Annotated in this window: 20 protein-coding genes and 1 riboswitch; all 20 genes read left to right on the forward strand. The window is 32.5% G+C overall.

Going from position 1 to position 17,673, the window contains the following annotated elements; genetic code table 11:
- Positions 1-70 precede the first annotated feature (70 nt).
- The 20 genes from BUA89_RS07800 to ribB all read left to right on the forward strand — a co-directional run bounded on the left by BUA89_RS07800 (position 71) and on the right by ribB (position 17,357).
- A complete protein-coding gene (locus BUA89_RS07800; RefSeq protein WP_072955272.1) occupies positions 71-790 on the forward strand; it encodes a hypothetical protein in 720 nt (239 codons plus the stop codon).
- Between the two features lie 68 nt (positions 791-858).
- Positions 859-1,356, forward strand: coding sequence for a hypothetical protein (locus BUA89_RS07805; RefSeq protein WP_143152288.1), 498 nt, complete (start codon positions 859-861; stop codon positions 1,354-1,356).
- A 204-nt stretch (positions 1,357-1,560) separates the two neighbouring features.
- Entirely contained in the window at positions 1,561-2,121 is a 561-nt protein-coding gene (locus BUA89_RS07810; protein ID WP_072955279.1) for a DUF7822 domain-containing protein, read from the forward strand.
- Positions 2,122-2,224: 103 nt separating this feature from the next.
- Positions 2,225-3,355 (forward strand): ankyrin repeat domain-containing protein, encoded by a 1,131-nt coding sequence (locus tag BUA89_RS07815; RefSeq protein WP_072955283.1) that lies wholly within the window; start codon positions 2,225-2,227, stop codon positions 3,353-3,355.
- 109 nt (positions 3,356-3,464) lie between these two features.
- Positions 3,465-3,992: a hypothetical protein gene (locus BUA89_RS07820; protein ID WP_072955287.1), complete on the forward strand. Its 528-nt coding sequence runs from the start codon at positions 3,465-3,467 to the stop codon at positions 3,990-3,992.
- Positions 3,993-4,047: 55 nt separating this feature from the next.
- On the forward strand, positions 4,048-5,058 hold the full coding sequence (locus BUA89_RS07825) for a hypothetical protein (RefSeq protein WP_072955291.1): 1,011 nt from the start codon (positions 4,048-4,050) through the stop codon (positions 5,056-5,058).
- Between the two features lie 165 nt (positions 5,059-5,223).
- Complete coding sequence (locus BUA89_RS07830; protein WP_072955294.1) at positions 5,224-6,354, forward strand: hypothetical protein; 1,131 nt, start codon at positions 5,224-5,226, stop codon at positions 6,352-6,354.
- 164 nt (positions 6,355-6,518) lie between these two features.
- A complete protein-coding gene (locus BUA89_RS07835; protein WP_072955299.1) occupies positions 6,519-7,367 on the forward strand; it encodes a metallophosphoesterase family protein in 849 nt (282 codons plus the stop codon).
- Positions 7,368-7,383: 16 nt separating this feature from the next.
- Entirely contained in the window at positions 7,384-7,893 is a 510-nt protein-coding gene (locus BUA89_RS07840) for a hypothetical protein (protein WP_072955303.1), read from the forward strand.
- A 58-nt stretch (positions 7,894-7,951) separates the two neighbouring features.
- Positions 7,952-8,626 (forward strand): hypothetical protein, encoded by a 675-nt coding sequence (locus BUA89_RS07845; RefSeq protein WP_072955306.1) that lies wholly within the window; start codon positions 7,952-7,954, stop codon positions 8,624-8,626.
- A 15-nt stretch (positions 8,627-8,641) separates the two neighbouring features.
- On the forward strand, positions 8,642-9,193 hold the full coding sequence (locus BUA89_RS07850; protein WP_072955310.1) for a bifunctional (p)ppGpp synthetase/guanosine-3',5'-bis(diphosphate) 3'-pyrophosphohydrolase: 552 nt from the start codon (positions 8,642-8,644) through the stop codon (positions 9,191-9,193).
- Positions 9,190-9,600, forward strand: coding sequence for a hypothetical protein (locus tag BUA89_RS07855; protein ID WP_072955337.1), 411 nt, complete (start codon positions 9,190-9,192; stop codon positions 9,598-9,600). Before BUA89_RS07850 ends, BUA89_RS07855 begins: the two co-directional genes overlap by 4 nt.
- Before the next feature lie 45 nt (positions 9,601-9,645).
- Positions 9,646-10,185, forward strand: coding sequence for a hypothetical protein (locus BUA89_RS07860; RefSeq protein ID WP_072955340.1), 540 nt, complete (start codon positions 9,646-9,648; stop codon positions 10,183-10,185).
- Positions 10,186-10,213: 28 nt separating this feature from the next.
- Positions 10,214-10,642, forward strand: coding sequence for a DUF6892 domain-containing protein (locus BUA89_RS07865; RefSeq protein ID WP_072955343.1), 429 nt, complete (start codon positions 10,214-10,216; stop codon positions 10,640-10,642).
- Positions 10,643-10,752: 110 nt separating this feature from the next.
- Positions 10,753-11,772 carry an RNA ligase family protein gene (locus BUA89_RS07870; protein ID WP_072955362.1) on the forward strand — a complete coding sequence of 340 codons (1,020 nt, stop codon included), beginning with the start codon at positions 10,753-10,755 and terminating at the stop codon, positions 11,770-11,772.
- 131 nt (positions 11,773-11,903) lie between these two features.
- The gene (locus BUA89_RS07875; RefSeq protein WP_072955365.1) at positions 11,904-12,683 is read left to right on the forward strand and encodes a hypothetical protein; all 780 of its coding nucleotides are present in this window, start codon (positions 11,904-11,906) and stop codon (positions 12,681-12,683) included.
- Between the two features lie 111 nt (positions 12,684-12,794).
- Positions 12,795-13,220 (forward strand): NAD(+)--rifampin ADP-ribosyltransferase, encoded by a 426-nt coding sequence (gene arr, locus BUA89_RS07880; protein WP_072955367.1) that lies wholly within the window; start codon positions 12,795-12,797, stop codon positions 13,218-13,220.
- 54 nt (positions 13,221-13,274) lie between these two features.
- Complete coding sequence (locus BUA89_RS07885) at positions 13,275-13,934, forward strand: DUF2461 domain-containing protein (protein WP_072955369.1); 660 nt, start codon at positions 13,275-13,277, stop codon at positions 13,932-13,934.
- A gap of 221 nt (positions 13,935-14,155) precedes the next feature.
- Positions 14,156-16,213 carry a M48 family metallopeptidase gene (locus BUA89_RS07890; protein ID WP_072955371.1) on the forward strand — a complete coding sequence of 686 codons (2,058 nt, stop codon included), beginning with the start codon at positions 14,156-14,158 and terminating at the stop codon, positions 16,211-16,213.
- A 274-nt stretch (positions 16,214-16,487) separates the two neighbouring features.
- A riboswitch (FMN riboswitch) is annotated at positions 16,488-16,614 on the forward strand.
- A 92-nt stretch (positions 16,615-16,706) separates the two neighbouring features.
- Positions 16,707-17,357, forward strand: coding sequence for a 3,4-dihydroxy-2-butanone-4-phosphate synthase (gene ribB, locus BUA89_RS07895; protein WP_072955376.1), 651 nt, complete (start codon positions 16,707-16,709; stop codon positions 17,355-17,357).
- Positions 17,358-17,673 lie beyond the last annotated feature (316 nt).

Raw genomic sequence — 17,673 nt, forward strand, 5'->3', positions numbered from 1 at the left:
ATTAAAAATCTGCTAAAATATCAATAATCAAAATTTTATAAATAATACAAACGTAATAAAAACAACACAAATGGGATATTGGCGCACGCTACATTTATTCGATGATAAAAAATTTTATAAAGAAATAGTTCCCACATTAAAAGGAGAAACAGGAGACTTAACCGCCGATTGTCAGGAATTCTTAAAATCTCATGTCACCGGAAGTACTGTACATTTGTCTAAACTCGTTAATGAAACCATTGAAAATATTGTTTCAATCTCCAACTCATTTGACAAAACTTTTAAAATAAACAGTGAATATGAAAAAATAGGAGATTATAATGCTCAGATAGAATTTTTAAATAACTTAAACATCCATTATGATTTTTGTAAGTTTTTTGAGTTTTATATCTTTAAGACCTGTGCCGATTTTTTCCCACATTTGCCTCTTGGAAAAGGTGGTGTAATGCGACAGTTTAAACTATCTCCAGAAACACTTGCCTGCTCAGTTATGGATGAACTTGATGATTGGAACCCTTTTCTTCATAATGCTGGGATGGGAATTACCAATTGGCTTACTCATGAAGATCTTCAGTATCTTTATCTGGACAAGGAGAATTTGAAACATGATGATGATTCGTTAGGGGAGGAACTTCTTTCACTTCTTGAAGCTGCGCATAGTAACGAACTTGGCTTCATTACAGGTGTTGATATGAGAGAAGATATATTGGAACTGCTACCCAATAATAAGATCGTGAAACCTGGAACCTGGACATTGGAAAACTCCTCTGGGTTAATATGGAAAAGATAAACCGCTCTGTCTCATACACAATAAAGACGGCCAATGTGGACGTCGATTTAATAAAAAAAAACAAACTCATGAATATCATAGAAAACAATTTATCAGCATCAAAAAAGAAAATAAAGGTAATTTTAACTTATAGAATTTATGAATCCGATATAAAAAATTCAGAATTTGCTCATTTTAAAATTGTGGATTTTTCTGACGTTCTTCTGAAAAACAATTATCATCCCGAAAAAGATTCCGAGCTGAATGAACTTGAATTCCTCTCAAAAGAGATTATTAATTCAGAGGATAATATTGTAATTTACAACACAGGATCAAATTTTGAAGATTTTGATACCATCTCTGAAATGTTAAAGCCGCATGAATTAATCATCAACAATATTTTGGTCCCCAATGAAGCCAAAAGACAACAACAGCTTGCTGATGGACAAAGAGCGTATAGAGAGCATAGCCGCTGGCTTGATTTTTATCCCGGAGAAATTGAAGAGAATCATAAAAAATTTGCAGAGAAAATTGAAACCTTAAAGGCAAAGTATCGAAATACTGAAACAAAAGTATTGGAAATATAAAAACAGGTCATCCAATATCGGCTTAACAATATATTGCTAAAGAGAAAATTTCAATTTTTTGGTTAAATGCAAAACCTTGATTTTTTTCCACAATAGTTGGATTATATACATTAATTTTTCATTGATATGTAAGACTTTATTTGTGAAATATTTATGCAATCCGTAGATTTGAAATTCTACAATTTTAATAAAAACTAATAACCAATGGCAAACAGAGCCTATTTATACAGCGCAAACAAAGAATTAACCCAATTCCGTGATGTATCGGAATGGGCAAACGAAATCCCTTTATTCTATAAAATTATTTTAGGTTCTGAAACTCAAATGTCTACTTCCAAAATATGGAATTTTGAACTTCCGATTATCATAACAGGGGATTCTAAAAAAGGATTAAAGAAGTTTAACGATTTTTTAGAGTATCTCGAAACTCAGGCAGATATTGATAAAGAAGTAATATCAGGATTCAGGCAGGAAACACAAGATTTCTTTGAAAAGTATCCGGAAAGAGAATTGGATCTGTTTTTTATGGAAGCAGGTGAAGTTTATGACCTGGTGGGAGACCTCTATCCTCTTGAAGAGCAAAATGAAGCACTCTACGACGAAATCATCTCAATTTCTAAAGACATTGATGAAATTCTGGAGAAAAAGCCTGAAAATGTATTTGATTTTAAAGATATATACTGGTTGCAAGAGATAAAAAATAATATCAATACATTGTCTGTATACTGGACGTATGTAACCTATTATTCATTCAATAAATCTTAATTTTCAGTAATAATACAGATTTTATATTGTAATACATGATCATGAATATAACACCAAATTATGACGAGTAATTCAAATTACCCACCTAACAAAACAAAAGATTATGTCATTTTTTAAAAAACTTTTTGGAAAAAAAGATCAACAGCAGGAATCAAAAAATTCTGAGGAAAATTTACCTTGGATAGAGCCTACAGAAAACCCGTGGAATGTGAGACTGCTTGACTTGAGACCTATCAGCCAGACCATGCTTTCAACTTCTCAAAACCAGCAAATGGCTGTGAATGCTATCTCTTATGGAGCAGAAGACGGAAGATCTTTTTATAACCAAAGACCAAAAAATACCAGAACAATACAAACTAATTTATGGTTTCCTATTGATGGTTCTTTAGCTCCGGGAGTATTATTTAAACCTGAAACCATGGAGCATAAATGGGCTATCTATTTTGACGGAGAATACTTGATCTTTATCCGCAGTTGGCTAAGAGAGGTTTTTGTAATTGCTAAAGCTTCTCAAAAACTTGATCATCTCATTATCGAAAATATAATTGGAGAATTCACAGAAGGAGAAACAGAGGCTTTTACAATTTCTTTTCTGAATTTTCTTCTTATCAGCCATTGTCTTGACGAAGTTATCCCTGCTCCTTTGCCTAAAGAGCTCATATCTGATACAAAAAGTGCAGGACTTTGGGCATTTTCAAGTTACGGAAACATGGCACACGTCGGAATTTTCAAAGAAAACTTTATCGTTCCACCAAGAGGAAAGCTACGTTCTCATTCTTTGCTGCACATTGCCGTTGCACAATCGGATATACAGGAAATTGAAAACCAAATTAACAATGGAATAAACATCAATTCTTTGGCAGGTGACGGCTTGGCAACTTTGCATTGGGCCATTGCACCGGAAGATCCTGAATCTTTGCTAAAACTCTTAGAATTAGGAGCAGATCCGAATATAAGAACTATTCAGGGAGCAACACCAATAATGAATGCAGCCCAGTCTAAGTCTAATAAAATCGACCATCTAAAAGCATTATTGAAATATGGAGCATTAGTCAATGCTAAAGATGACAGAGGATTTACAGCATTACACAGAGCTTCTGAAATGGGATATAAAGAAATCGTTGTACTTCTTTTGGAAAATGGTGCCGATAAAGATATTGAAGCTGAAGGACACACAGCCTTAACATTAGCAAAAGCAAGAGAAAACCAAGAAATAGTTGAACTTTTAAGTTAATTATTGCAGCTCACTGTTTTTATGTAAATAATTTGTTCCCAAAATTCCCTCCATAAAAGCAATTGTTAATTTAGTTGAAAGCCAAAACATTAAATCTGACTGATAAGCCATGAGTAAGAAACAGCTATTTCATATTATCTGGACAACATTCAACGAATATCCTGTATGGGATAGAAATGGCAATTGGCAAAAGCTTCTTGATACCTATGCCGAATTACAAAAGCAGAATATAAACTATATCAACTGTAACCCATCTCGTGAATTACCCACGGAATATGTCAATAGAGATTCGCGAAATGATCGGCTTTTATTAGATGAAAAGTCAATGAACCAATTAAGGCTTGATATCGAAAAACTCTGCCGACAGAACGGAGACAGAATTATTGATGGACCTGACATTGCAATGCTGAACATCAGTGAATCAAAAGTCGAGATGTTGGTATTCTCAGATGTCACATCAATTAATCAAAAAATTGCAAGATTAAAAAGTCGAACGGCAACCCTTTTAAGCTTTGAATATCCGGATAAGTTTGTAGGAAAAGGAACGTGGGGAAAAGGATTTTGGTATTCAACTATTTTCAACAAAGAAGATTTGGCGATTTCAATAATAAAAAACAGTTTTCCTCTTGAAATTTAAGAATAGTATATATTGAAATACTAAAAACCATCAATTAAAATCAAACAAAAACCAAATGCTGAAAACCACATCCGAACTCATTGAATATTTAAAACTTGACCATTCCGAAAGGGAATCGACTGTCATTTTTTCCTTGGTCTACTCTATTCTACAATGCGGCGGCAAAACTGATGCCGACGAAATTCTAAAACAATGTCTGATTGATCCTTTTGATTTTCATTACACCTATTTACTCCCTGTTTTTAAAGCATTTGGAGATCTTTCTCTTGCAGAAAAGCTTTTTAAGAGCTCTATCCGCCAAAACAAATTAATGGAAGATACCAATTATGAAATTTTGGAAGTCTTAGGACATTTAAAATATGAACCTGTAAAGCCAATCCTGGCTGATTATACATTTGGAAATCAGGAAAAAAACGATTACTATCTTTCAAGATCTGCCATTTTGGGATTGTTACATTTTGACTGTACCGAATACCAAAAAGAGATTGAAACAGAAATTGAAAAATGCTATGGACAGGGCTTATTTCCTGAATTTATTCCTGCTTTGGTCTGCAAACTAAAAGACAGAACTTTAATCCTTGAAAAGCTTTATGAATTGGGAAGTGAATTTGCTTCCACAGACTGCAATGCCGGAATAATACTTAGTTTTTCGCTTTGTGGAGAAGAAGGACGAGAATATTTTAAGAAAGTTCTTTTTGACAGAGACTGGGAAACATCTTCTACAGGAACAGGTACTGTTCATTTCGCTTATCAGGGCTTAAAAAATTTAGACATCACTTTTAAAGAATTATATCAGGAAATAAAAACAGTTTCCGATAAAGAAGAGCTCAAATATTATCTGGACGTATTTTTTGCATTACTTAGAATAAAAGTTAATGATATTGCAGTCCATAAAAAGGAATCGTTTGCAGAAATCTATACCACATTATTCAAATGGAATCAGGAAAATGATAATATCATTGATTTGGCAAGAAAAGTCGATCTTACGGATGAAGCTTATCAAATAAAAGATCTTATCAAACTGAAAATGAATGAAGAAGCTATACTTAAAAATTATATTGGCTGACAACATACCTGCAGACTTTACGGTTCACACTTGAATAAAAATACTTCAAAACTCACTGTATTTAAAGGATTTCGTATTCTTCCGTATTTGCACTTTCATAAGATAAAACCTATATTTGGCAAATCTTTATAAAAACTAACAACAATTGAATTCTTAAATTATATCATGAAAATTACTCGTTTATTTTTATTCTTATCATTACTTTTTTTCAGTTTTGGTAAGGCACAGCTTTCGGCATTTATTAATGGGAAAGAAGTAAAATCCGGTGCAACTATTTCAAAAAAAGACTTGGCAACTTTACAGGTTAGCTTCAAAAAACCAAAAAATGTAATTCCTTATTCTGGTTTTTCGCATTTGTATGTTCAGTTTGCGGATAATACCAATACCTACATCACCCATTGGGGTATGCAAAAAGACGGCTATACTGCTATGGAAGATTTTCTTAAAAACACACCCGCTACAAAGAAATTCAGTGTTTTTGAAGGAAATGATTTTTACACTAAAGGAAATACACTTCAATGGGTTTTGGATGGAGCCAATGGATCGGAAAACCAAAAAAGCATAAAAGTAGAAATCGGACTTTGGGTTAAGGAAGAAACAGGTTATCAGCAATATGGGCAAAAAGTTCAGTTATTAGAGCCTATCTCTTTCAATGTTCCTATTTGGGAAACAAAAAATCTTTATCTTCCTTATCTTGATTTAACTATTGACAAAACCAATATAAAAGAAGATATCGACACAGACCAAACAGGTAGTACAGCGGATCCCCGCACCGAAGTGGGTTATCAAATGAATCGTAATCAAGTTACTTATCTTGTTTATGCTTTTGAAAAAAGTTCACATCCTGGCTTAACAGTTGATGAAGTAGCTAAAGATTTTATTCATAAAGTTGCTTATGATTCTAATAACGATAAAGTAAAAAAAATTCATGAATATGATTTTAAAAAATATGAACTACCTTGGTATGACATCTGTGATCTTTTCCGTGATGAACATATCCAAAACGTGGATTATTACACCAATAAATCAGTAAAATCTATTGATTTGATGACCTTATATCAAAAAGCAGAATTTGGTAAAATGAAAGGCTATTCTTTTGAGTCTGGTTTATACAATACCGGCAGACAAGACGGAAAATTATATAAAGATGTAGGCCAGTTTAAAATCTATATTCTAAATCATCCTACAAATCCTGATCTGATATTGATGATTTGTAACAAAGTACTAAGAAGTACAGCAACAGCACAGGATTTAGATACATATATGCAAACTTTTCTAAAAAGCATTAAACAATAGTTTTAAAATCCCGGACTTCAGGTTCGGGATTTTGTTTCTAAAGAATTCTAAAGCTGTTAAAATCTATCTTTTACTTTAAATGTTTTTCAATTATCTTTGTTAATCAACTTATTTTATTAATTTCAAATCTGATAAGCTAAATTCAGAACAAAAAAACACAAACCATGAAAATCGCTCTTTTTTCTGACATCCACGGAAAAATTCTATTACCTTTCAAACTTGTCGATCTATATCAAAAAGAAACAGGGAATAAAATTGATTTCATCCTGCAATGCGGAGATATGGGAGCATATCCTTTTATAGAAAACCTAGACAAAGCAACGATAAAGCACGCACAATACGACAGGGATGAATTGGGATTTCATGACGATTTTACCAAAGTCGATCAAGATATCAAGGCATTTTTAGATGAACTCAATATCAATATGATTTGTGTTCGCGGAAATCATGAAGACCACGATTTTTTAGATGCTCTGGAAAAAGAAAACTTAGATAAAAGTATATTTCCTATTGATGTTTATGAAAGAGTTTTTGTATGCAGATCTGGTTTGGAACAAAAACTAGAAACGGAAGATGAGGTTTTAAATTTTGTGGGTATCGGCAGAATCGGAGATCGAAAAGGAAGATCGGAGAAACGATTTATTCAGGATTATGAAAGAAAGGAAATCAGGAAATTGCTGAAAACAAAAAATACTTTTGATGTTTTAATCACCCACGATAAAGACGACAGCAGCCAAAGAGGATACGGAATGGCAGAAATCCGGGAAGTGCTCGATAATGTCATTTTTCATTATCATTTTTACGGACATACGGGAGAGCCTTTTAAAGAAGAAACAGATTTCAACGGCATCACACAAGCCATCAAAATAAAAGAGCTGGAATTTAATGAAAGTGGGATTTTAGAAAAAGGCTGTATGATTATTTTAACAAAAGAAAACGGAGAATTGAGCATCGAAATTGTGGATCAGAAACTGACGAATAAAATGACAAAATTTAATTGGAAACTCCCATAAAAAATGTTTAATAAAAATGGAAAGATTTTCAAACAGAATAGAAGCACTGATGAGTGAGGCTAAAATTGAAATAGAAAATTTCGCTCTAAAAAACGGAGAAAACATCATTGCTTATTTATCTGAATTACCATCAATGAGTGGATTTCCCTATAAAATAATTTTAGTTGAAAACTCTGAGGGGATTGTTTATTCAAGATTTAGACAATGGGATACAGAATATGATTTCACACGATGGGATAACGGAATTTTTAATCTGGACAGACTGCGAATAATCACCGAAGAAAACATTCTTTCCAAAACAGAATCCGCCTTGCTGAAAGAACATTTGTCACAATTGGAAAAAATCCAGCTGCCCGAAAATATAAACGAAGAAAATGTAATCATTTTAGATAGCTCTCTTTGGAAATTCGGTTTCATTTTAAAAAATAAAAATATAGATTACACTTGGAAAGCTGCAACAGAAGATATTAATCTATTTAGCCCAATACTTGATTTGATGAGAGAAAAATATTTGGATAGAATCTAAGTTTCTAAATACCGGACAGAATCTTTATTGTTCAACTTTATTAATCTAAAATCAAAAAATGGGAGATTTACATGGAGTCACACAGCTAAAACCTAGAATAATTTTGGGTGGAGCTATTTTGAAAATAAAAAAAGAAAAAGAAGCAGCATTTTTAGAAAAATACCCTGTTGGTATTACGAGTTTAGGCGAAATGGGAATTTTTGATCATACATTTATGACAATTTCTAATGACGGAATTGTAGAAAGATATGCCATGTATTATGATCAGAAAGTAATCGATTTTAAAACACCCGGAATATACGTACAAGTAAGAGGTCAAAGCAAACATGGTCCCAATCGTTATGATTATGTGGATTTTATGAGCACTCTGTCTGCCTATTTAGAAGATGCTTTATTTTGTGTAGATTATTGCGATAATATTGATAAATATGAAATTAAAGACGGTGTTTTATACTTCAAAGATAAGGGCAAATTCGATGAGTTCGATAATTATCTTATTTTAGATTATGCTTCATCTCCGGAAATTATTGCTGATTTTTATATTGAAAAAATAAATGAATTAATATTATTCAATAACGAATTAATGGAAAATGGTGAAAATCTAAATGTTTATTATGATCAGGAAGATTATGAAGATTTATTAAATAAATTCAGGAACTGTAAAGATTACATTTCCGTTGAAAAATTCAAAGAATTAGAAGACTGGCTGAAAATTCAAATAGATAACTGTTAATAAAATCACAAAAAAATGAACAACAATTTTACAATCGACGACTTACAGAATATATGGCAAAAAGTAAGCATTTTGCATAACGGACAAACCTACGGTGGACAAAATAAAGATCAAAAAATAGAATACATCAACCACATCGGCAGCGTTGTATTTGAAATCATGAATGCAACTAAAAACACTTCAGATTTTAACTTCGATCTTGCCGTAAAATGTGCATTTCTACACGATATCATAGAAGATACAGATTTTAGTATCGAAAATCTTGAAAAGGAATATGGCCAAGAAGTAAAGGAGGGTGTTCTTGCACTCACAAAAAACACAAACCTTGAAAAAAAGCATCAGATGATCGATAGCTTAGAACGGATAAAAGCACAGCCAAAGGAAGTCTGGGCAGTTAAAATGGCAGACAGAATCTGTAATTTATATGCACCACCCTATTATTGGAACGAATCGAAAAAAGAAAAATACCTCGAAGAAGCAAAAATTATTCTTGAATATTTAAAAGACGGAAATGATTATTTAGCCAAAAGATTATCAGAAAAAATTGAAGCTTATAAAACCAAATGATCAAGGTTAAAATACATACTATTGATGGGCAATTTGATGTAGAAATCAAAAGAAATGAAGATTTTTATGCTCTTTTAGTGATCGCATCTAAATCCGAGTATTTCCGAGATCACAATGGCAAAGTCTGGAGTGGAAAAATTCTGGAAACAGAAAAGCTTTTTGAGATCACAAATCTTATAAAAGAGTGTTACAGAAACCCGTCTGTTCCCACCAGAATAACCATTCTTGACGGAAGATCAATAAAAATCAATCTACAAGATGACGAATCGCAAATTTCATTGCGTTTGATAGATATAGACGAAAATACCAACGAATCTAAGCTGATCCAAAAAATTAAGGAATTCACCATCGAGATAATAGGAAATGATACTATTCTACAGGATTATTTAGATATTTTTATGGATTAATCTCCTGAAATGAAGTGCATAATTACCAATACATTTGATTAAAATATGACGTATCAAGAATTTGACAATAATATTAATCTTGGAAGCCTAAAAAATAGAGATTTGGAAACTTATCTCTTGGCTTTACTCAAGCTGGCTGAGCAGGAAAGAGAACAAATTTTAACCGCCGAATTATTATTAAAACTTTTACAGGATGCATGTACTTCCAAACCAAAAAAATTTAATGTTGAATGGTTAAAAATCAAAGACGAACCTGATGAAAATACATTTATGAATTCAAAAACAAACTCTTCAACAGATAAAACCAGAGTTTCAGATATCGGTGAATTCTATTATTCAGTTGCCGTTCTGAAGTTTCAGATTGCTGAATTGCACAAAATGAAAGGTAAACAATTGGAAGATGAAGGAAGATATTTTGGAATTGATTCTGAAACAGGAAACAGATGGTATAATTTTGATCCAAGTTCTATTTTAGATTGTGGAATGAGATGTTTTATGGATCACGTAAGAGATGATAATCAGGAATTTGAAGTAAGTTGGCGAACTTTAGGCGATTTATTAGAAATGGGTAGAATGTATGAGTAAAATAAATTGATTAAATCAGAATTTTTATATGAAAGGAGAAAAAATTGAATTTACAGACTTCAATTTTAAATTGGCTATTATTGAAGAATTAATGTACATCAAAGAGCTTATACAACCTAAGTTCGATATTTTTGAGTTTGTAGATTCTTACAAAGAAAGAGAAATAGATGTTGAAAAAGAAGGATATAAAGCGATTCCTGAAGCAATAGAATATTTCAAAGAATTAAAAATTGATAAAAAATTTGCCACAGAGATCACTCAAATATACCAAGACGGTGGAAATGACATTTACATGAACATCACACCTTATTGGGATGGCGAAGACGATTCTTTTAATATTGAAGTTTACGATGATATCAAACATTTTCCGAACTTAAAGAAAATGACGCTTTTCAGTAATGATCCCAAAGTATATGAAAATCTTAAATTACAAGGAATAGATGCCGTTCCATTATAAAACCGTAAATAAAATATTTCATTTTGATTCATTTGTTTTTATTTTTGACATTAACTTTCAAAATCTCAACATATTAATCCAAAGAAGTATTACACAATTAAAACAAAACAATGAATGAATTTTCAGGGTACGAAAAAATGCCCAACAACTTAAAAAAATTAGGTCTTAGCGAAAGTGATTTTTCGAAAATGGAAAAACTGAAATGGGTGGTTACAGAAAAAGTTCACGGCGCCAACTTCAGCTTTGTCTATGAAAACAGCAATCTTAAATTTGCCAAAAGAAAAGAATACCTCAACTGGACAGACGATTTTTTTGGTTTTCAATTGGTTGCAAGCAAATTAGAGAATAACATTCTACGTCTTTTCGAAAAATTAAGCCACGAAATAACCGCAGAAAAATATATTATTTACGGGGAATTGTTTGGAGGAAAATATCCTCATCCTGAAGTAGAACCTGTAAAAGATTTACATGCCATCCAGACAGGAGTTTATTATACGCCCAATATTGAATTTTGCGCTTTTGATATTGCTATTGAAACCGATGGTTCAGGTTCTAAATATTATTTAGATTATGAAAGTTCAGTGGCTTATTTTAATGAGTTTGGAATTTTTCATGCACAGCCATTATTGATCGGAAAATTCAATGAAGCGATGAATTTTAATATTAGAATCAACTCCTCTATTCCTAAAGAATTCAACCTTCCGGAATTACAGAATAATTTAATTGAAGGAGTGGTGATAAAACCTTTTAATCAGACAGATAACAAACTTTTTACAAGACCAATTATTAAATTGAAAAATCCTGAATTTGATGAAGAAGAGAAATTCCACGAGGCTGAAAAATGGTCATTCATTCCTAATATTTCCTCTAAAACAGAAGAATTATCTTTTATTGTAGATGAACTGAGAAACTATGTCACTCAAAACAGGCTGAAAAGTGCAATTTCTAAAATTGGCACATTGGATATGAACAACGAGACACGAGTTTCAGAAATAAAAAAAGAATTTTTAGAAGATGTCATCACAGATTTTAATGAAAATAATGACAATCTTTTGAATGATTTATCTCTTGAAGACAAACAGTGGATCATCGAAAGAATTAATTCTGAGATCAACAAAATAATGTTTTAGAATGTTCTTGATTTCTATATTTCAAAGATTAAAAAAGTTTAAACCAATAATCCAGAAGTTTTTTAAAATTTACATTTTCAGTTAGGTTAGGTAAAAAAAAAGAATTTTAAAACACATCACAACATCTTATTATGAGAAATATTATCTTTTTAATTATACTTTTGGGATTATTTGCTTGTACAAATAAGAAGGAAAAAAACAACGGAAAAATGGCTATTAAAGCAAATTTTCAAAAAGCACTTTCTTGTGAAGATAAAATTGAGAATTTTAAAATTAATAAATCTGAAGACTCCGTATTATCTAATGATATTCAATATATAAACGACTCAGTCCTTAAAGGAAAATTCAAATTAGATATTTCTCGATACGAATCTAAAGATATTCAAAAAAAATGTCTTCCGAATATAATTAAAAAAGACTTATTTTATGAATATCCTGTCGAAGGAGATATAAATTTCATCAAAGATTTTAAAAATTTAGGTGATTTGGATGGCGATAAAAAAAATGATTCAGTTTTCATTTTGCCCGGTTTGAATTGGTGTGAAGAAGGACAGTCCTATTATTTTACCAATAATAAAATTCCAAGGATACAAACTGAATCAAATTGTTGTCATACAGAAAGTATTTTCAGCATCGGAGATATTGACGAAAATGGCGGAAATGAAATTGCAGAATATAATTCATCATGCACCAGTAATTTTAAAGCAATCCGGATTTGGACTTTGAAGAATAGCCAATGGAAATCTGTCGGAGTATTTACTTTTTATTATAATAACGGCAAATATAAAGCCTTTGAAGATTTTCATAAATTATATAAAAAAATTTCTAAAAATAAATTTCAATTTCTTGAAATATCAGACAGAAAAGGAGATGGAAGTTTAATAATGAAATGGCACACGATACAGATGTAACAGTAATTGCCTAGACTTAAGCCAGCCATGAAATAAGACTTTTATTTTTCCTATTCAAAAACAAATTCCTAAATTTATAGGTTCTTCCAACCTCAAAAAACACTTCACACAATGGAAAACAAAAAAGACGAAAACATTCTGGACAACGGCCCATTCTATCACGGAACAAAAGCCGATCTGAAAATAGGAGATTTACTTACCGCCGGATTCAAATCGAATTATTATTCTGAGATCACCATGAATCATATCTATTTTACAGCATTGCAAAATGGAGCCGGATTGGCTGCAGCATTAGCAAAAGGTGATGGTGATGAACGTATTTACATTGTAGAACCTTTAGGAAGTTTTGAAAATGATCCAAATGTCACTGATAAAAAATTTCCAGGGAATCCTACCAGATCTTACCGAAGTTCAGAACCTCTGAAAGTTGTCGGCGAAGTAAAAGAATGGATAAAACTAACTGATGAAGAACTTCAAAACTGGAAAGAAAGAATTGCAAAACTGCGTGAAAATCCCGATGCTGAGATTATCAATTAGAATTGTAAAAAATAATACTCAATAAAAACATCACCAGTTGCTAAAAGACCACCAATGAAAAAAGCCTTTGAATTCCTTAAACAGTTAGAGAAAAACAATAATCGTGAATGGTTTGCCCAGCACAAAGCAGATTATGATTCGGTGGTAAAAGAAAACAAAACATTGTTTCATAAGATTTATACTGAACTTCAGGAATATGATAATTTAAAAGGAATCCATATTTTCAGAATTTACAGAGATGTTCGCTTTTCCAAAGATCAGACTCCGTACAAGACTAATTTCGGAGTTGGATATTCCCGTTCGAAACCTATGTTGAGAGGTGGATATTATATTCATCTGGAGCCCGGCAACAGTTTTGTGGGAGGCGGATTCTGGGGTCCGGATGCTAAAGATCTGCTCCGCATCCGTAAAGAGTTTGAAATCAGTACTACAGAAATTGAAAAGATCACTTCAGACGATACATTCATAAAATATTTTGGAGAAATTAAAGGCGATGCCGTAAAAACTGCTCCCAGAGGTTTTGATAAAGATCATCCCGCTATACACCTCATCAGAAAAAAACAATATGTAGTCATGAGAAAATTTACAGATAAGGAAGTTCTCTCCGATGATTTTCAGAAAGAGGCTGTTCTCACCTTATTAGCCATGCGTCCTTTTTTTGACTATATGAGCGAAGTATTAACTACGGATCTGAATGGAGAATCTTTATTTTAAATAAAACCTGTTTAAAAATTTCTACCTTCTTAAATCCCGTTACTATTTTGTTTTTTTATAAAAGATGCTTCAAAATTGAAAAAAATAAATACAATCCGCCTACAATTTAAACAGGGACTGCTTGATATTAATTACTTTAAGGCAGAATAAAGTAACTCAATTTCAGGAATTTTTTTTGCTCTATTGATCCGTTGTACGTATTATTGTAAAAAATTATTTCCATGTATATTCAAGTTTCTCAGGATTTTCAGAAGAAAACCAAAGCGGCTGTATTGTCTATTGCCATTTTCGTTTTCGTTTATATCCTTTTATTTTTATTTACAATAGCTTTGGCGCTTGGATGCATCGCTGGTGGAATTGCTATTATCGCCGCTAAACCAATGTTTATTACCCTTATTTTAGGGGCAGGTTTGGCGGGAACCGGGCTTTTCGTATTCTTTTTTATTATTAAGTTTTTATTTAAAAAACACATCAACGACAGAAGTGACCTTACCGAAATCAGAAGAAATGACGAGCCTGAACTTTTCAGAATGATCGATGAAATCGTACAGGAAGCAGGAACCAATGCTCCCAAAAAAGTTTATCTTTCCTATGATGTGAATGCAAGCGTTTTTTATGATTCAAGTTTCTGGAGCATGTTCTTACCCATTCAGAAAAATCTGACGATTGGAATGGGACTGATCAATACCACGACAAAACAGGAGCTGAAAGCCATTCTTTCCCACGAATTCGGGCACTTTTCCCAACGTTCCATGAAAGTGGGAAGTTATGTCTACAATGTTAATCAGATCATTTTCAACCTGGTAAACGATGATGAATCTTACCGTAATTCGGTAGAAAAGTTTGCGAGTGTAAGCGGCTATTTTTCCATATTTGCAGCCCTCGCATTTTTCTTTACCGGAAAAATCAAGTGGGTTTTGGTAAAGATGTATAATTTTGTCAATATCCGTCACATGGCACTTTCCAGAGAAATGGAGTTTCATGCGGATGAAGTAGCTGCTAATATTGCAGGTTCACTGGCATTGGAAGAATCGCTTTTAAGGCTGGAACTTGCCGACAATTCCTATCAGAATGTTTTAAGCTTTTATGATAAAAGATATTCTAAAAACGAATCGAGTAAAAACATCTACCGCGAACAGTTTTTTGTCATGAATTTTCTTGCCGAACAGAGTGAAGTGGAATCCAAAAACGGACTTCCCAACATTCAGCTTTCGGAATCGGGATTATTTAATAAATCAAAACTCAATATTGAAAACCAGTGGGCCTCCCACCCTTCCCAGCAAGAGAGAATCACCAAACTCAGAGCTTTAAATATTGTAAAAGAACAGGATAATCTGCCTGCAAAAAATATTTTCAAAAACTTTCAGAAAACAGAAGAACAGATCACTTCAAAGCTTTTTTCAGGAGTACAATACCAGAAACAAAAAACAGATCTGGAATTTGAGGAATTTCAGTCTGAATTCGAAAAACAATATCAGAAAGATTCATTCGATAAAATTTTCAATGCTTATTATGACAACAAAAACCCGGATTTCACCGTAAAAGAAAGTGAATTAACCAACGAAATTTCTTTCGATGAGCTTTTCAGCAAGGAAAAAGTGGAATGGGTATATACATTAATTGCTCTTGAAAATGATCTAAAAACCGTAGAGGCGATTTCCCAAAAGGAATACAACATTAAAACTTTTGATTATGATGGTAAAAAATACAAACAGGCTGAAGCAAAAAATTTAATTCCTACTGTCCAGAAAGCAATTGAAGAAACTAAGGAAAAGATCCATCAGAATGACGCCATTATTTACAATTATTTTGCAAAGAAAGCAGAAGAGCAACAGAAAAAAACTGACTTTATACAGCTTTACAAAAGCTTTGGAGAATACGATGCTGAATATGATAATCAATACAAACTGTATATCGATTTAATGAATGCAACGGCGTTCCTGAATACGAAGACCCCTTTCGAACAGATCAGAAAAAACTTTAGCGATCTTAAACCTCTTGAGGAAAAATTAAAATACCAGATTACCGTTTTTTATCAGAATGAGATGCTTGTTAAAGAAATGAATGAAGAAGATATAAAGGACCTGAAATTCTATACGGAAAAAGAGCATCTTTATTTTAACAATAACGAATATATGGAACGCAACCTTCAGCTTCTGATGAAGGCTATCAATTATCTTCCTTACTTTCTCCACAGAAAATATTTTTACAAGAAAAAAGAGCTTTTGAAACTGATGAAAGAACTGGAAGAACAACACTCTATGGCAAAGATCTCTTAAGAAATACCGCTCTGATTTTCAGAGCGTTTTTTTATCTTTAGCTATTAAATCTTTACTCATGAAAAACAACGAAAGAGTCTATAAGATGTCTTTTGCGGGAGTTTATCCATATTATATTGAAAAAGCATAACTGATTGATGAACTGGCAAAAGGAAAATCCATGGAAAAAATCTTTAGAAAAATAAATAATAATTCCGAAATTAGCAGCCTGTGCGTTAAACAAAAAATTAATGAATTAAAAATTTAAACAGAACATACAGTAAAACTTAGAATAAGTTTTCTTCGGGGCAGGGTGAAATTCCCTACCGGCGGTTACAGTCCGCGACTCCTTTCTTTTTGAGAGGACTGATTTGGTGAAATTCCAAAACCGACAGTTAAAGTCTGGATGGGAGAAGAAAATGGAACAATCAGTGAGGCTATTTCGATGGACTCATTGTATTGTGTTTCATTTCCATGTACCGAAGTGTATTTTAACTTTCAAAAGTAAAATAACATGGAAAAATTATTAGAAAAATTCGGAGCAACTCCGAAAGAACGTGTAGAAAAAGCACTTCTGAAATTACAACAAGGCAAAGGAATCCTTTTAGTAGATGATGAAAACCGTGAAAACGAAGGCGACATCATCTTTCCCGCCTCTACCATCACAGAAAAAGACATGGCACTTCTAATCCGCGAATGCAGTGGAATTGTCTGCTTATGTATTTCTGAAGAGAAAAGCAGACATCTTAATCTTCGCCCGATGGTGGAAGCCAACAATTCTAAAAATCAAACTGCATTTACGATTTCGATTGAAGCAAAAGAAGGTGTAGAATCCGGAGTTTCAGCGAAAGACCGTGTAACAACCATCCGAACGGCAATTGCTGAACATGCAGAAGCCAATCACATTGCAAGTCCGGGACACGTTTTTCCTTTAATTGCAAGGGAAAATGGTGTTTTTGAAAGACGCGGACATACGGAAGGAAGCGTAGATCTGATAAAACTGGCAAATCTTGGCAACGATGCTGTACTTTGTGAACTCACCAACGAAGACGGAACGATGGCAAGACTTCCCGAAATTGCAGATTTCGCAGAGAAAAGAGAAATGACTGTCGTTACCATTGAAGATATTTATTCTTACCGAAAAATGCTGATTAGTCAAAATTAAGAGAGTTGGAAGATGGAACCGGAAGTCATCCTGAAGCATACAATTCTTCATACTTTAAACTTCTATCATCCAACCTTTAGCAAAAATATTAACGTACAGAAAACCGTTCAATCTTTGAGCGGTTTTTATTTTAAAATAAATTTTCAGCCTTAACCAATCCACGAATTAACTGTAAAAAACACCTGATCTTTTTCATAGAAAAGATATATTTTCACAAAAAGTAAAATTCACACAAATTCTGTACAAAAACAATTTAAAAACATTTCTAAAAAACAAAGATCTACAATATATTACATTCAATTCCAACAAGATAATT

It is taken from the genome of Chryseobacterium arachidis, from assembly GCF_900129245.1.
GTDB lineage: Bacteria > Bacteroidota > Bacteroidia > Flavobacteriales > Weeksellaceae > Chryseobacterium > Chryseobacterium arachidis.

Excerpts from the sequence above, each read along its gene's own strand:
- BUA89_RS07810 (WP_072955279.1), top strand. The coding sequence starts at position 1,561 with ATGGCAAACAGAGCCTATTTATACAGCGCAAACAAAGAATTAACCCAA.
- BUA89_RS07870 (WP_072955362.1), top strand. The coding sequence starts at position 10,753 with ATGAATGAATTTTCAGGGTACGAAAAAATGCCCAACAACTTAAAAAAA.
- BUA89_RS07820 (WP_072955287.1), top strand. The coding sequence starts at position 3,465 with ATGAGTAAGAAACAGCTATTTCATATTATCTGGACAACATTCAACGAA.
- BUA89_RS07800 (WP_072955272.1), top strand. The coding sequence starts at position 71 with ATGGGATATTGGCGCACGCTACATTTATTCGATGATAAAAAATTTTAT.
- BUA89_RS07860 (WP_072955340.1), top strand. The coding sequence starts at position 9,646 with ATGACGTATCAAGAATTTGACAATAATATTAATCTTGGAAGCCTAAAA.
- BUA89_RS07850 (WP_072955310.1), top strand. The coding sequence starts at position 8,642 with ATGAACAACAATTTTACAATCGACGACTTACAGAATATATGGCAAAAA.
- BUA89_RS07825 (WP_072955291.1), top strand. The coding sequence starts at position 4,048 with ATGCTGAAAACCACATCCGAACTCATTGAATATTTAAAACTTGACCAT.
- BUA89_RS07855 (WP_072955337.1), top strand. The coding sequence starts at position 9,190 with ATGATCAAGGTTAAAATACATACTATTGATGGGCAATTTGATGTAGAA.
- BUA89_RS07845 (WP_072955306.1), top strand. The coding sequence starts at position 7,952 with ATGGGAGATTTACATGGAGTCACACAGCTAAAACCTAGAATAATTTTG.
- BUA89_RS07835 (WP_072955299.1), top strand. The coding sequence starts at position 6,519 with ATGAAAATCGCTCTTTTTTCTGACATCCACGGAAAAATTCTATTACCT.
- BUA89_RS07885 (WP_072955369.1), top strand. The coding sequence starts at position 13,275 with ATGAAAAAAGCCTTTGAATTCCTTAAACAGTTAGAGAAAAACAATAAT.
- BUA89_RS07815 (WP_072955283.1), top strand. The coding sequence starts at position 2,225 with ATGTCATTTTTTAAAAAACTTTTTGGAAAAAAAGATCAACAGCAGGAA.
- BUA89_RS07890 (WP_072955371.1), top strand. The coding sequence starts at position 14,156 with ATGTATATTCAAGTTTCTCAGGATTTTCAGAAGAAAACCAAAGCGGCT.
- BUA89_RS07875 (WP_072955365.1), top strand. The coding sequence starts at position 11,904 with ATGAGAAATATTATCTTTTTAATTATACTTTTGGGATTATTTGCTTGT.
- BUA89_RS07840 (WP_072955303.1), top strand. The coding sequence starts at position 7,384 with ATGGAAAGATTTTCAAACAGAATAGAAGCACTGATGAGTGAGGCTAAA.
- BUA89_RS07805 (WP_143152288.1), top strand. The coding sequence starts at position 859 with ATGAATATCATAGAAAACAATTTATCAGCATCAAAAAAGAAAATAAAG.
- BUA89_RS07865 (WP_072955343.1), top strand. The coding sequence starts at position 10,214 with ATGAAAGGAGAAAAAATTGAATTTACAGACTTCAATTTTAAATTGGCT.
- BUA89_RS07830 (WP_072955294.1), top strand. The coding sequence starts at position 5,224 with ATGAAAATTACTCGTTTATTTTTATTCTTATCATTACTTTTTTTCAGT.
- ribB (WP_072955376.1), top strand. The coding sequence starts at position 16,707 with ATGGAAAAATTATTAGAAAAATTCGGAGCAACTCCGAAAGAACGTGTA.
- arr (WP_072955367.1), top strand. The coding sequence starts at position 12,795 with ATGGAAAACAAAAAAGACGAAAACATTCTGGACAACGGCCCATTCTAT.